The following is a 14,106-nucleotide window of genomic DNA, read 5'->3' as shown; positions in this document are numbered from 1 at the left end:
GACTAGAATATCATAGATCCTATAATACCAAATATCATAAGTGGTATAGTATAATGTAAGAATGTCGGTACACATGTATCCCAAATATGATCATGTTGACCATCTACACTAAGTCCTGATGTTGGTCCAAGTGTACTATCTGATGCTGGTGAACCTGCATCTCCAAGCGCTGATGCAACACCTATTAGAAGTATAGTAGCTAGTGGAGAATATCCAAGTTTCATTGCAAGTGGGCAGTAAATTGCAGCCACTATAGGAATAGTACCAAATGAACTCCCTATACCCATCGTTACTAATAAACCGACAAGTAACATTAAAACTGCACCTGCCAGTTTACTTCCATTAACCATTCCTGCAAGAGATGTAACTAAAGCTTCCACTGCTCCAGTTTTCCTTAAAACATCCCCATAACCTGATGCAACGAGCATTATAAATGCTATTAACCCCATTATTTTAATTCCACCATCAAGTAATCCATTAACATCCTCAAACTTAACTGCTCCTGAAACAAATATTATAATTAATGCTCCCAACGCTCCAAGAGGAAGCGATCCTGTAAGAACTTGAATTACAAATGCAGACACAGCTCCAATTAGAACACGCCAATGTTTTGAATTCATTTTAAGGTCTCCATCTTTAATTTCATCCAGCCCTTCTATTTGAATATCCTTGTATTCTCTTGGCTTTCTATAAGTATAAAATACAGCTATAAGAAGACCTATAACCATTCCAATCCCTGGAAGCCATAGCACTTTAGCTACATCAGCTGTCATAACAGGTATACCATTTTTAGTCATTTCAGAACTTATAATCCCATGAAATATTAGACCAAATCCTACTGGTAAAACAATATACGGAGCCTTTAATCCAAATGTAAGAGCACAAGCTACTGCTCTCCTGTCTATTTTAAGTTTATTCATTAATAAAAGTAGCGGTGGTATTAATATTGGAATATATGCTATATGAACTGGTATAAGATTTTGAGAAAAACAACCTAAAAAGGCTAATAACATTATAAATACATATTTCTTTTGTCCAACGATTTTAGATATTTTCTTAGCCAAAATCCCTGCTAGTCCAGTTTTATTTACTGCAACTGCTAATGCGCCAAGTAATATATAGCTTAATGCAGTTTCAGCATTTCCTCCCATTCCTCTAATGAGTGTCCTCATAGTATCTCCCAAAGACATACCAGAAACTAAGCCTGCTGTCATGGCTGCAATTAATATAGACAGTAGCACATTAAGTTTAAAAAGACATAAAATTATCATTACAATAACTGATACAACAACTGGATTAAATAATAACATATATTCCCTCCTCGTGGCTAATTGTTATAGATAAACTTCACCTTCATCAACAATTTTCACCTTACCTTTTAAGTAAAATAACTACGCTTCTCTCTTGTTTTTGAGTTAATTCTCCCGCTAAAGTGGATGTGCCTGAAGCACACCTTCTTTCCCAAAATAAACTATCTATTCCCTTTACTGCCTACTATTAAATGAATTATTCCTGGAAACTCTACCATTGCACTTGTAAACGGTTCCATTGTGATTAACATAAAAATCTTTAGTCTCTTTAACCAAAGGCATAACAATTTTAGATTTATATTCGTTGCTATTTTTTAAATGCTCTACCTCACAATTTATTACTCCGTTAAATCCTGATACTTCTAAAGAACAATAAGTTTTTCATTTTCCTTTTTCACACAAGGATACTCCTTGTCCACCAAAACTGCCACTAACGACTTTGTCGCATTTCCACAAAACTCGCCTCCCATCATCTGAAGCCTAGGACAGTACTACCTTTTCCTTCTTCTGTACAAGGTTTTTCTATGAATTCAACCTGTTCAGCATGGGGGCTTCCATACTCCATAATTTTATTAGCAACATTGATATGAAATTGTCTCGATGCAGACTCTAAAATAAAAACGGTCATATTTTCTACTGGATTTACTTTAATGAAATGTAACTTTATTGTTATAACTTCCTTTTTGTTTTTATTATAAATCAATTTTAACATCCAAACGTCAAATAAGTGTCTATTATGAATTATCAATTAAATTTGATAAAAATTTTAAGTATATACTGCACATTATTAGTTCACTGTTTTTTTTTACCATAAAAATACATTTTTCCCCTTGTCATAGTACTATTTTGCCTTTTTACAGTTGCATTTATATTACATTTTACTATTTACGTCTATATTACATCTATTAATCCAGAATTTCCACATAAAAGGTTCAGCTATAATCTTATTTTGGCATTTTATTTATATTGTAGTATAATTTACATAAGAAATTTTATGGCATTATACGGGAGTGATTCGATGGATTATATATATTGTAAAATGTTTGGTAATTTTTGCGTAACTGTCAATGAAAAAGAAATATTCTTACCATTCAGTAAAGCTCAAGGCCTATTTTGTTATTTACTACTAAATAAACAAGATAACAGAGAACATCTCTCAGAACTTTTTTGGGCTAACCAAGAAGAAGGCAATGCTAAAAAGAATCTAAGAAATGCTATCTATAAAATAAATAAATGCTCTAATGTTCCGGTATTGGTATCCCCTCAAAAATCAATAATTATGCTCAATCCAGATATAAAAATAGACGTAGATATATATACTTTTATGAGTGATGAAAGTGAAATAGATGTCTTTAAAGGAGAATTTCTACAAGGATTTTGCCCTAAAAATGCAGAAAATTTTGAAATTTGGCTATTAGAAATGCGTGAAAGTTTTGAATGTATGTATATTGATAAATTGAATAAAAAAATAGAAAAGGAATTACAAAATAATAATTATGATATTGTTGAAAAATATTCAAAGCTATTGATAAAAATAGATGAATTCAATGAAAATGCTTATATATATCTACTGGAAAGTTACAAAAATCAAGGTAAATATAACCAAGCAATTGAAACATATAATGATGTTAAGAAATTATTTAAAGATGAATTATCCATTTCTCTTAATGATAAAATATTAAATGTAGTTAATGAAGTAATAGATATTATGAATACAGTTAAAAGCAGTAAAAACGCTGATGATTTTTTCTATGGAAGATATAATGAATTGAGGATATTACAAAACAATTACAATAACTTCATGAAAAACGAATCTTCGAAATCCGTATTTTTGGTAGGCGAAGCTGGTATAGGAAAAACAAGATTGAAAGATAAATTTCTAGAAGTAGTAGATGAGGATACAACTTATATTTTAGAAACTTATTGTTTTCAATTTGAAAAGGATTGTATTTTAAAACCATGGACCATAATATTATCCAAGCTCTCCGAAATTATGAAAAATAAAAATATAAAAATCCCAACTTTATGGGAAGATATTTTAGAAAATTGTTTTTCTGAGATTGATGAATTAGATAATAAAGAACGAAGCCTTAAGGTTATAGAGAGTAACTATACATTAAAATATGAAGTCATTGGGAATGTAATTACTAATATACTTACTAAAATAGCATACGAAAAGAAAATAATGCTTATTTTTGAAGATATACAGTGGATTGATTATGGTAGTTTAACCTTTTTAAGCAGTATAATTTTACATGGTCATGCTAACATTTTGTGTTTCATGACATATAGAAATGAATACAACATCGAAATAGATAAATTCTTAGCTTCAGCAAATAAACACAATAAGATTTTAAGGATGGATTTATTAAGATTTAATAATGATGAAGTCGAAAATTTCATTAAAATTGGTCTTCCAAAAAATCATTTCAATAAAGATATAGTAAATAAAATATACAACGAAACTGAAGGAAATGCATTTTTTTTAACAGAATATATTAATACTATAAAATCTAATAGTAGTATAAATATTATGTCTTCTAAAATGCAAGATGTAATGAAAAGCAGGCTTTTAGATATTTCTGAAGGGTGCAAAAACATTTTAAGAATTTCATCTTTATTTTTTGATGAAATACCTTTGTATATTTTACATGAACTTACAGGAGAAGATGAACTTAAGATAATTGACTCAATAGAAGAACTTCAAAATAAATTTATATTAAAAGAAACAAATAACAATAATATAATAAGCTTTATGTTTACTCATCAAAAGTTAAGAGAATTTATTTACATCAATCAATCCTTGGCAAGAAGAAGAATTCTTCATAATAATATAGGCTACATTATTGAAAAGGGTTTAACAAATAATAGAAGTGATATAACCATTTACAATAAACTTGTTTATCATTTTTCAAACGCAAATAATAATTTAGCAACATTAAAGTATAGTATAAAAAGTTTAAACGTATATTTAAATTTTAGTCATGAACTTTATCCAGTACTATATTATAAGGATGTTAATTTTTATAACAATCTATATTTTAGTAACAATAAAACCATTAAAAGCATAAAGAAGATAGAAATTCTACTATTAAAAATAAAAAATGACTGTAGAAACTCTAAAGAAGTTTTAAGATTAGAGATCGAATTTTTACATATTAAAGGAAGATATCTTATAAGAGAAGGAAGCTATGAAAAAGGCGTTGAATTCATAAATGAAATGATAGAAAAAGCTAATGAGATTGAAGATTCAGATTACTCTATAGAAGGGTACAAGCAGATGATATATTATTGTATACAAACTAATAATATTGATGATATGATAAAATATGTAAACATCGGTTTAGATAAAGCAGCAGATTGTAATTATCATATGGAAATAGGCGTATTTCTACGATTTAAAGCCTTATATAAAAAAATGCAGGGAAAATACAGTGAAGCAGAAAGACTCTTTAATGAATCTATAAATATCTTTAATGTAACTAAAAGTGTAGCTGATAAATACGCCTTGAGTATAGCGGCCGCTTATAACTATATAGGCGATATAAGAAGACAAAGCATGAAATTTCAAGAAGCTTTAGACTTTTTTAATAGAGCAATAAAAATATGCGAAGAAAAAAATGTATTCCCCAGTCTTTCTATTTTCAACATAAATGCGGGTGAAACATGTTTCAATATGGGATCATATCCTGAGGCAAAAAAATATTTCGAAAGGGCCATGGATATCTATAAACAATTCGATTTAATGTGGGAAAAGTCTATTGTAGAAGCCTTTATGTCAAGAATACTAATTAGTGAAGGAAATTATGAAAGTGCCTTAAAATATTTAAAAAATTCAGATGTGCATTCAAGGTTGCTAAAAAACCCTCATGAAATTGGAATTGTATATATGGTAAAAGCTCAAATTAAAAGTGAAATGAAAAATAATGAAAAGTTAAATAAAATTTTTAATATGTACTTAAATGAAAATTTACAATTCTATTGTGAAAATAGTATTAATTTTTTAACTACCTCAAAGGATAATTATGAAATAGATTTGCTAAATACCTTAATAAAGGAAAATAGTTATGAGTGCCCCAAAAAATAGACATTTTAATGACGACATGGTATTAGAATGTGATTATAAAGAGGGGAGTGATCAGTAATGATTAATAATATTGATATAAAAAATGCAATGACAGTTTCTTTAGATGATTGTTTACCTACTATGCCTGAATTTATTGAGGGAATAAGGAGAGCTCCAGATAGAGGCTTCCACCTTTCAAAATCACAGACAGAAATATCACTTAAAAACGCACTTCGTTACATTCCAGAAAAGTATCATGAGGAGCTTATCCCAGAATTTATGGAGGAGCTTACTACAAGAGGCAGAATATATGGATACAGGTTTCGTCCCGAAGGCAGAATATATGGAAAATCAATAGATGAATATAAAGGAAACTGTATTGAAGGTAAAGCTTTTCAGCTTATGATTGATAATAATCTTGATTCTGAAGTGGCTTTATATCCTTATGAGCTTGTTACTTACGGTGAAACAGGAAGTGTATGTCCAAATTGGATGCAATATAGACTTATAAAGAAATATCTAGAAATAATGACTCAAGATCAAACATTGGTTTTAGAATCAGGACACCCTCTTGGGCTTTTCAAATCAAAACCCGATTCACCAAGAGTAATAATTACAAATGCACTAATGATAGGCATGTTCGATAATCAAAAAGATTGGGAAATAGCAGAGGAAATGGGTGTTGCAAACTATGGACAGATGACTGCCGGAGGATGGATGTATATAGGACCTCAGGGCATAGTTCACGGTACTTACAATACTTTATTAAATGCAGGTAGAATGAAGCTTGGAATCCCAAATGATGGTGATTTAAGAGGACATATATTTGTAACATCAGGTTTGGGCGGTATGAGCGGTGCTCAGCCAAAGGCAATCGAAATCGCAAATAGTGTAGGCATCGTAGCTGAGGTTGATGAATCAAGAATTAGTACAAGACTTGAGCAAGGGTGGGTTATGAAGCAATCATCAGATCTTGATGAGGTATTCAAAATTGCTGACGAATACTTGGGAAAGAAAGAGCCAATGTCAATTGCATATCACGGAAATATAGTTGATTTGCTTGAGTATGCAGTAAAAAACAACAAAAAAATTGATTTATTATCTGACCAAACATCTTGCCATGCGGCATACGAAGGTGGATATTGCCCTAAGGGAGTAACTTTTGAGGAAAGAACAAGTCTTCTTGCAAAAGACAGAACTAATTTTTGCCAATTGGTTGACAAAAGTTTAAAACGTCATTTTGAACTTATAAAAATATTAGTTGAAAGAGGGACATACTTCTTTGATTATGGCAATTCATTTATGAAAGCAATTTATGATGCCGGTGTTAAGGAAATATCTAAAAATGGAATAGACGAAAAAGATGGCTTTATATTTCCATCTTACGTAGAAGATATAATGGGACCACAGCTATTTGACTATGGATATGGACCATTCAGATGGGTATGTTTAAGTGGAAAGAATGAAGATTTAATAAAAACAGATCATGCTGCAATGGGATGCATAGACCCAAATAGAAGATACCAGGATAGAGATAACTATAACTGGATAAGGGATGCAGAAAAAAACAATCTTGTTGTTGGTACAAAAGCAAGAATACTTTATCAGGATGCTACAGGAAGAATAAACATAGCTCTTAAGTTCAATGAAATGGTAAGAAATGGAGAGATAGGACCTGTTATGATGGGTAGAGATCATCATGATGTAAGTGGTACTGATTCACCATTTAGAGAAACTTCCAACATAAAAGATGGAAGTAATGTTATGGCAGATATGGCTGTACAGTGCTATGCCGGGAATGCAGCAAGAGGTATGAGTCTTGTAGCGCTTCATAACGGTGGCGGTGTAGGAATCGGGAAATCAATAAATGGAGGATTCGGTCTTGTACTTGATGGAAGTTATAGAGTAGACGAGATAATCAAATCCGCTCTTTCATGGGATGTTATGAATGGAGTTGCAAGACGTTCATGGGCAAGAAATGAACATTCTATAGAAACAGTCATAGAATTTAACAATACACATAAAGGTACAGACCATGTTACTATTCCTTATTTAACAAACGAAAAACTTGTAAGGGATACTGTTAGCAAGTATTTTGATAAATAATATATTTAAGGGGATGTATTTATGAAAAAAGGAAATTTGCTTATAAAAAACTCCTCGGAACTTGTTACCTGCAGTGGTAGCAATGCAAAATACGGTGAGGAAATGAAAAACATTCATATCATAAAAAATGGAGCCGTTGTCATTGAAGATGGCATAATTAAAGCTGTTAATACTACAGAAGAAATATTGAAAATTTACAATGAAGCAGATTATGAAGTTATAGACGCATCTAATAAATGCGTCCTTCCAGGATTTGTAGACTCTCACACTCATTTTGTATTTGGTGGCTACAGGGCAGATGAATTTGCTTGGAGACTCCGCGGAGACAGCTATATGGATATAATGGAGAGAGGCGGCGGAATACAAAATACAGTAAACGCAACAAGGAATGCTTCAGATGAAGAACTTTATAATATTGGATTTGAAATGCTTAATGAGATGCTTAAACTTGGAGTAACAACTGTAGAAGGTAAAAGCGGTTATGGCCTTGATTTTGATACAGAAATAAAGCAACTTAGTGTTATGAAGAAACTTAATGAAGATCATGCTATGGACCTCGCAATTACCTTTTTAGGTGCACATTCTGTTCCACCCGAATACAAAGGTAAAAATGATGAATATATTGACTTCATTATAGATAAAGTTCTCCCTGTGGTTAAATCAGAGAATCTTGCAGAGTTTTGCGATGTTTTTTGCGAAGACAAAGTTTTTTCTGTAGATGAATCACGAAAACTTCTTTTGAAAGCAAAGGAAATGGGTTTTAAACTTAAACTTCATGCGGATGAAATAGTAACCCTTGGAGGATCAGAGCTCGCAGCAGAAGTTGGCGCAATATCAGCCGACCATCTATTACATGCTTCAGATGATGGAATAAAAGCCATGGCAGATAAAAAGGTAATTTCTACCCTCCTTCCCTGTACTGCATTTTGCCTAAAAGAACCATATGCGAGGGCAAGGGAAATGATTGATAAGGGCTGCGCTGTAGCACTGGCATCGGATTTTAATCCAGGAAGCTGCTTTACATATTCAATACCTCTGGTATTCGCAGTGGCAGCTATATATATGAATATGAGTACGGAAGAAGCTATAACAGCGCTTACAATAAATGGTGCTGCTGCTGTCGGTAGAGCAGATTCCATTGGAAGTATCGACCCTGGTAAAAAAGGTGATATTGTTATTTTGAAATATCCTTCTTATAATTTTATACCATATCATACGGGTATAAACATTGTAGAAAAAGTAATTAAAGCTGGGAATGTAGTTGTTAATATATAATTAATCTTAAATAGTAAAGGAGAGAATATTATGTTAAAATTAGTAGAATGCGTTCCAAATTTTAGTGAAGGCAGAAACAAACAAATAATTGAAAGCATAGTTGACGAGATAAGAAATACAGAAAACGTAAAATTACTTGACTATTCTTCCGATAAAGACCATAACAGGACAGTTGTTACATTTGTTGCTTCACCTGAAGATGCTAAAAAAGCAGCTTTTAAGCTAATTAAAAGAGCATCAGAGCTTATAGATATGAGGACTCAAGAAGGTGCTCATCCAAGAATGGGAGCTACAGATGTGGTTCCATTTATTCCAATTCAGGATATTACTACAGAAGAATGTGTTGAAATGGCTAAAGAACTTGGCAAGAAAGTTGGAGAAGAATTAAATATTCCTGTTTATCTTTATGAAGATGCAGCTACTTGTGAAGCACGAAGAAATCTTGCTAAAATTAGAAAAGGTCAGTACGAGGGATTCTTTGAAAAAATAAAACTTCCAGAATGGAAACCTGATTTTGGTCCATGTGAAATGAATGAAAAAAGTGGCTGTATAGTTATAGGTGCCAGATTTCCACTTGTAGCATACAATGTAAACTTAGGCACAGACAATATGGAAATAGCAACTGCTATTGCTAAAAAAGTAAGATTTATAGGTGGAGGGCTTAGATTTGTAAAGGCTATGGGCGTTAAACTTTGTGAGAGAAACATAGTTCAGATTTCTATGAATCTTGTAAATTATGAAAAAACCGCCGTATACAGAGCCCACGAAATGGTTAAAATGGAAGCTTTACGATATGGAGTACCCGTTGTTGGCAGTGAAGTTATTGGATTGGTTCCTTTGAAAGCATTAATAGACTGTGCTGAATATTATCTTCAAATAGAAAACTTTGATATAAGTCAAATACTTGAAAAGAAACTTTCAGAATAAAAACTTAAAAAGCTTTCAGGGTAAGGAACCAAGAAAATATAATTAATTATGATGAGGAGTCGAATTATATGAGTATTGTTCCGAGTGATATTGAAATAGCTCAAAAGGCTAAAATGCTACCCATTGCAAACATTGCTGAAAATTTAGGAATTGAAGATGATGAATTAGAAGTTTATGGTAAATACAAGGCAAAAGTTTCTTTAAGTATTTTTGATAGATTAAAGGATAAAAAGGATGGAAAGCTAATCCTTGTAACAGCAATTACTCCAACTCCTGCAGGTGAAGGAAAATCAACTACTGCTATTGGTCTTGGAGATGCCTTGAATAGAATAGGTAAGAAGACATGTATAGCATTAAGAGAGCCCTCTTTAGGACCCGTATTTGGTATGAAGGGAGGAGCAGCCGGCGGCGGATATGCCCAAGTAGTTCCTATGGAAGATATTAACCTTCACTTTACAGGAGACATGCATGCTATAACTGCATCAAATAATTTACTTACTGCAGCAATCGATAACCATGTTCATCAAGGGAATAGCCTTAAGATAGATATTAGGCAGATTGTATTTAAAAGAGTTATGGATATGAATGACAGATCTCTTAGAAATATAGTTGTTGGTCTCGGTGGAAAGGTGTGTGGTTTCCCACGAGAAGATGGTTTCATGATTACCGTCGCATCAGAGGTTATGGCTATTCTTTGTCTTTCTAAAGATTTAATGGATCTTAAAGAGAGGCTCGGTAAAATAATAGTAGCTTATAACATGGATGGTAATCCAGTAACTGCAAAAGATCTTAAAATTAATGGAGCGATGACCCTTTTGATGAAGGATGCTATAAAGCCGAATATAGTTCAGACATTAGAAAATTCGCCAGCAATAATTCATGGCGGACCATTTGCTAATATAGCTCATGGTTGCAATAGCCTCATAGCTACAAAGCTTGGTCTTAAACTTTGTGATTACTTAGTAACTGAAGCAGGTTTCGGTGCTGACCTTGGTGGAGAGAAGTTCTTTGATATAAAATGTAGATATGGAGAATTGAAACCATCCGCTACAGTTATAGTTGCTACTATAAGGGCACTGAAAATGCATGGTGGAGTATCTAAATCAGATTTAGGCATAGAAAATCTTGAAGCCCTTGGTAGTGGGTTTGAGAACTTAAAAAAACAAGTTGAAAATATAAGAAAATTTAATGTACCTGTAATGGTTGCTGTAAATAGATTCAGTAACGATACAGAAAAAGAAATAGAACTTCTTATATCAAAATGTAAAGAGTTCGGAGTTGACATAGCCCTTAATGAAGTATGGTCTAAAGGCTCCGAAGGCGGAGTTGATATGGCCCGAAAGCTTATAAAACTTGTTGAAACAGAGGAGTCAAACTTTAAACCTATTTATGATGTAAGCAGTTCTATAAACGAAAAAATCAACACAATTGTTAGGGAAATATACGGTGGAGATACAGTAGTGTTTGAAGCAGCTGCTAAAAATCAGATGAAAAAACTTGAAGAATTAGGCCTTGATAAGATGCCCCTATGCATTGCTAAAACTCAATACTCCCTATCTGATGACAATAAACTTCTTGGAGCTCCAAAAGGTTTTAAAATTACAATAAAAACTGTAAGAGTCTCTGCAGGTGCAGGATTTATTGTATGCGAAGCTGGCACCATAATGACCATGCCAGGACTTCCTAAGGTTAGCGCCGCAGAAAAGATGGATATAGATGGAAGTGGAGTTATAACAGGATTATTTTAGACATATGCTCATATTATGTTGAAAAGATAGAGAAAGGAGTACATTATTATGTTATTAGTTGATAAAAGCGTTAGAGAATTCATTGACCAAACCTCCCAAAATTGCCCCGTACCAGGAGGGGGAAGCATTGCCGCACTATCAGCTGCATCTGCTGCAGCACTTGTTTCAATGGTTGCAAGTTTGACTATTGGTAAAAAAGGTTATGAAGATAGTGAAGTCATGATGAAAGAAGTTTATGAACAAGCCAACAAATATAAAGAAAGATTTATAGAGTATATAGATGCAGACTCTGAATCTTTTCATGGAGTAATGGATGCCTTCAAATTGCCAAAAAACAGTGATGAAGAGAAATCTGCAAGAAAAGAAACTATTCAAAATGCATTAAAGCATGCATCAGAGACTCCATATAAGATAGCAGAAGATGCGTATGCACTTATGGATTACTCAGAAAAAGCAATAAAACACGGAAATAAAAATGCAGTAACTGATGGTGCTGTATCAGCTATGATGGCAAGAAGTGCAGTTCTATCAGCTCTTTACAATGTAAAAATAAATCTATCCTCAATCAATGATAGTGAGTTCGTAGCTCGATTTGAAAAAAAAGTATCTACTCTTGAAAAAAATGTAGTTGAAAGAGAAAAACAACTACTAAGCAAAGTAGTTTTATAATAGGGATAGATCCCCATAGCCATCAACCTAAGGTAAATCATAATTTGCCTTAGGTTGTTTTTTAATATGTTTAAACATACTTAATATGCTTATCATACTGAAAACTATATTTAAAATAATGATAGTGATGTAATTATAAATACATAAATAATTTGGGAGGCTAAATACAATGTTTGATAAAAATTATAAAATAACGGATAAAACAGTTTGGCAGGGACGCACTGATAGTGAAACCAACTATGATGCTTTTAGATGGCATCAATGTGTAAAGATAATAGATTTAAAAAGAGATGATTTAATTTCCTACACCGGTAAACTGGGATTTGCTTTTATTGGTTTTTGTTGTGATGAAGGTGTAAGGCTTAATAGTGGCAGAGTAGGGGCATCAAAGGGTCCTAAAAGTATAAGAAAAGAATTATCTAACCTTCCATGCAATTTTTCACAAGAAGTTAAACTTTTTGATGTAGGAGATATATTATGTGAAAACTGTACCCTTGATGAAAGCCAAGCTCTTCTATCAAAAGCAATCGAAAAGATTTTAAATTTAAATCTTTTTCCTATTATTTTGGGCGGTGGTCACGAAGTTGCTTTTGGAAGTTATATGGGTACATTAAATTACTTATCACAAAAAAGCCAAGAACCTAATATCGGGATAATAAATTTTGATGCTCATTTTGATTTAAGACCTTATACAAAAGTGACCAGTTCCGGAACAATGTTTAGACAAATAGCAGATATTTGTAGTGATAGGGATCTTCAATATTCTTATTTGTGCATCGGAGTTCAAAAGCACAGTAACACCATAGATCTTTTTAAAACAGCTGATAGACTTGGAGTTAAATACATGCTTGCGAAAGATATAATAGATAGTGACAGTTGGCCGCTTATGGAGGAAATAGATAATTTCATAAAATTTAAAGATTATCTATATGTAACTATATGCTCCGATGTATTTTCTACAGCTTTTGCACCAGGAGTAAGTTCGTCACAACCACTTGGTCTCGATCCTGAACGTGTATTAAAGTTTCTTAAATACATTTTAAGGTCAAATAAAGTAGTAAGTTTTGATATAGCTGAGGTTTCGCCAAGATTTGACCAAGACGACGTTACAGCAAACTTAGCAGCTGTATTGATTTTTTCTGTTATCAATACACTTTGTGAAACAAATAGTTTGTCTATCTAAAACTTGTTACATATTAATAATAAATTTGAGTTTACCAAGTCCGTGAATCAGTTTTTTATTGGTGGTGCAGGAGCTATGAGAATTAGCATTGATGTATTTTCTATATTCTTCCTGAAATTATTTTCGGACCAATTTATGGGGCACTTGCTGGTGGTCTTGTGGATACTATTTCATATATTATAAGACCTCTGGGACCTTATATTCCACTATTTACTTTAACAACAATGCTTGCAGGCTTTATTCCAGGACTAATATGGAAACACACAAAATTTACTAAAGTTGCAAAACAAGTTAAATACTATATTACTTGTTTTGCAACTTTAGGATTAATAGGAATTGTTAATACTATTGTAATATTGCTATTTCCAAAATCAAATTTAGGCAAACTTATATTTTCGCTTGGAAAGAAAACTCAATTTATTGGTATTGGACTCGAGATTATAGCACTGCTTGGTTTTGTAATTTTGGTTATTAATAATGTGATTAAAAGAAACAATAGTGAAAATAAACTATATGATAATTATATTAAAATGATTTTAGCAATAGGATTGCCTGCAATTGTAATTTCATCTATTAACACTTATTTTCTAATATTATTTATACCAGGGCTTTCTAGTGTAGGTTTTATGGTTTTATGGCTTCCTAGAATTGCAGAAACATGTCTAATGATAATAATTCAGTCGTATATAATATCTATCCTTTTAAATGTTTATGAATTGGTCTTTAGAATAGATCTTAAATGTTAATTTAGTAATAATCATTGATGATTATATTAAAAAACCACACTCCTAATAATATAGGAATGTGGTTTACAAATATCTA

At 32.2% G+C, this 14,106-nt stretch carries 10 protein-coding genes; 8 read left to right on the top strand and 2 right to left on the bottom strand.

Going from position 1 to position 14,106, the window contains the following annotated elements; genetic code table 11:
• Window positions 1–2 precede the first annotated feature (2 nt).
• A complete protein-coding gene (locus KTC94_RS11520) occupies window positions 3–1,310 on the bottom strand; it encodes a Na+/H+ antiporter family protein (RefSeq protein ID WP_220286227.1) in 1,308 nt (435 codons plus the stop codon).
• 469 nt (window positions 1,311–1,779) lie between these two features.
• The gene (locus KTC94_RS11515) at window positions 1,780–2,022 is read right to left on the bottom strand and encodes a hypothetical protein (RefSeq protein ID WP_258280601.1); all 243 of its coding nucleotides are present in this window, start codon (window positions 2,020–2,022) and stop codon (window positions 1,780–1,782) included.
• Between the two features lie 306 nt (window positions 2,023–2,328).
• Between KTC94_RS11515 and KTC94_RS11510 the strand changes: the two genes are divergently transcribed.
• The 8 genes from KTC94_RS11510 (at window position 2,329) to KTC94_RS11475 (ending at window position 14,030) form a co-directional block, all read left to right on the top strand.
• On the top strand, window positions 2,329–5,397 hold the full coding sequence (locus tag KTC94_RS11510) for a tetratricopeptide repeat protein (RefSeq protein ID WP_220286226.1): 3,069 nt from the start codon (window positions 2,329–2,331) through the stop codon (window positions 5,395–5,397).
• A gap of 57 nt (window positions 5,398–5,454) precedes the next feature.
• Entirely contained in the window at window positions 5,455–7,482 is a 2,028-nt protein-coding gene (locus KTC94_RS11505; RefSeq protein ID WP_220286225.1) for a urocanate hydratase, read from the top strand.
• A 21-nt stretch (window positions 7,483–7,503) separates the two neighbouring features.
• Entirely contained in the window at window positions 7,504–8,757 is a 1,254-nt protein-coding gene (gene hutI / locus KTC94_RS11500; protein ID WP_220286224.1) for an imidazolonepropionase, read from the top strand.
• A 30-nt stretch (window positions 8,758–8,787) separates the two neighbouring features.
• A complete protein-coding gene (ftcD, locus tag KTC94_RS11495) occupies window positions 8,788–9,684 on the top strand; it encodes a glutamate formimidoyltransferase (protein WP_216302139.1) in 897 nt (298 codons plus the stop codon).
• A 68-nt stretch (window positions 9,685–9,752) separates the two neighbouring features.
• On the top strand, window positions 9,753–11,432 hold the full coding sequence (locus KTC94_RS11490) for a formate--tetrahydrofolate ligase (RefSeq protein ID WP_216302140.1): 1,680 nt from the start codon (window positions 9,753–9,755) through the stop codon (window positions 11,430–11,432).
• Window positions 11,433–11,480: 48 nt separating this feature from the next.
• The gene (locus KTC94_RS11485; protein WP_165411798.1) at window positions 11,481–12,101 is read left to right on the top strand and encodes a cyclodeaminase/cyclohydrolase family protein; all 621 of its coding nucleotides are present in this window, start codon (window positions 11,481–11,483) and stop codon (window positions 12,099–12,101) included.
• A 169-nt stretch (window positions 12,102–12,270) separates the two neighbouring features.
• Window positions 12,271–13,284, top strand: a complete 1,014-nt coding sequence (gene hutG / locus KTC94_RS11480) for a formimidoylglutamase (protein ID WP_216302141.1) — start codon at window positions 12,271–12,273, stop codon at window positions 13,282–13,284.
• A 95-nt stretch (window positions 13,285–13,379) separates the two neighbouring features.
• Window positions 13,380–14,030 carry an ECF transporter S component gene (locus KTC94_RS11475; protein ID WP_220286284.1) on the top strand — a complete coding sequence of 217 codons (651 nt, stop codon included), beginning with the start codon at window positions 13,380–13,382 and terminating at the stop codon, window positions 14,028–14,030.
• Window positions 14,031–14,106 lie beyond the last annotated feature (76 nt).

This window comes from Clostridium sp. CM028 (assembly GCF_030585565.1).
Lineage (GTDB): Bacteria > Bacillota > Clostridia > Clostridiales > Clostridiaceae > Clostridium_AD > Clostridium_AD estertheticum_B.
Note: the sequence above shows the minus strand (reverse complement) of the source record. Positions and strands in the feature narration are given on the sequence as shown.

Coding starts and splice junctions, on each gene's coding strand:
- KTC94_RS11520 (WP_220286227.1), bottom strand. CDS start 1,310: ATGTTATTATTTAATCCAGTTGTTGTATCAGTTATTGTAATGATAATT.
- KTC94_RS11515 (WP_258280601.1), bottom strand. CDS start 2,022: ATGTTAAAATTGATTTATAATAAAAACAAAAAGGAAGTTATAACAATA.
- KTC94_RS11510 (WP_220286226.1), top strand. CDS start 2,329: ATGGATTATATATATTGTAAAATGTTTGGTAATTTTTGCGTAACTGTC.
- KTC94_RS11505 (WP_220286225.1), top strand. CDS start 5,455: ATGATTAATAATATTGATATAAAAAATGCAATGACAGTTTCTTTAGAT.
- hutI (WP_220286224.1), top strand. CDS start 7,504: ATGAAAAAAGGAAATTTGCTTATAAAAAACTCCTCGGAACTTGTTACC.
- ftcD (WP_216302139.1), top strand. CDS start 8,788: ATGTTAAAATTAGTAGAATGCGTTCCAAATTTTAGTGAAGGCAGAAAC.
- KTC94_RS11490 (WP_216302140.1), top strand. CDS start 9,753: ATGAGTATTGTTCCGAGTGATATTGAAATAGCTCAAAAGGCTAAAATG.
- KTC94_RS11485 (WP_165411798.1), top strand. CDS start 11,481: ATGTTATTAGTTGATAAAAGCGTTAGAGAATTCATTGACCAAACCTCC.
- hutG (WP_216302141.1), top strand. CDS start 12,271: ATGTTTGATAAAAATTATAAAATAACGGATAAAACAGTTTGGCAGGGA.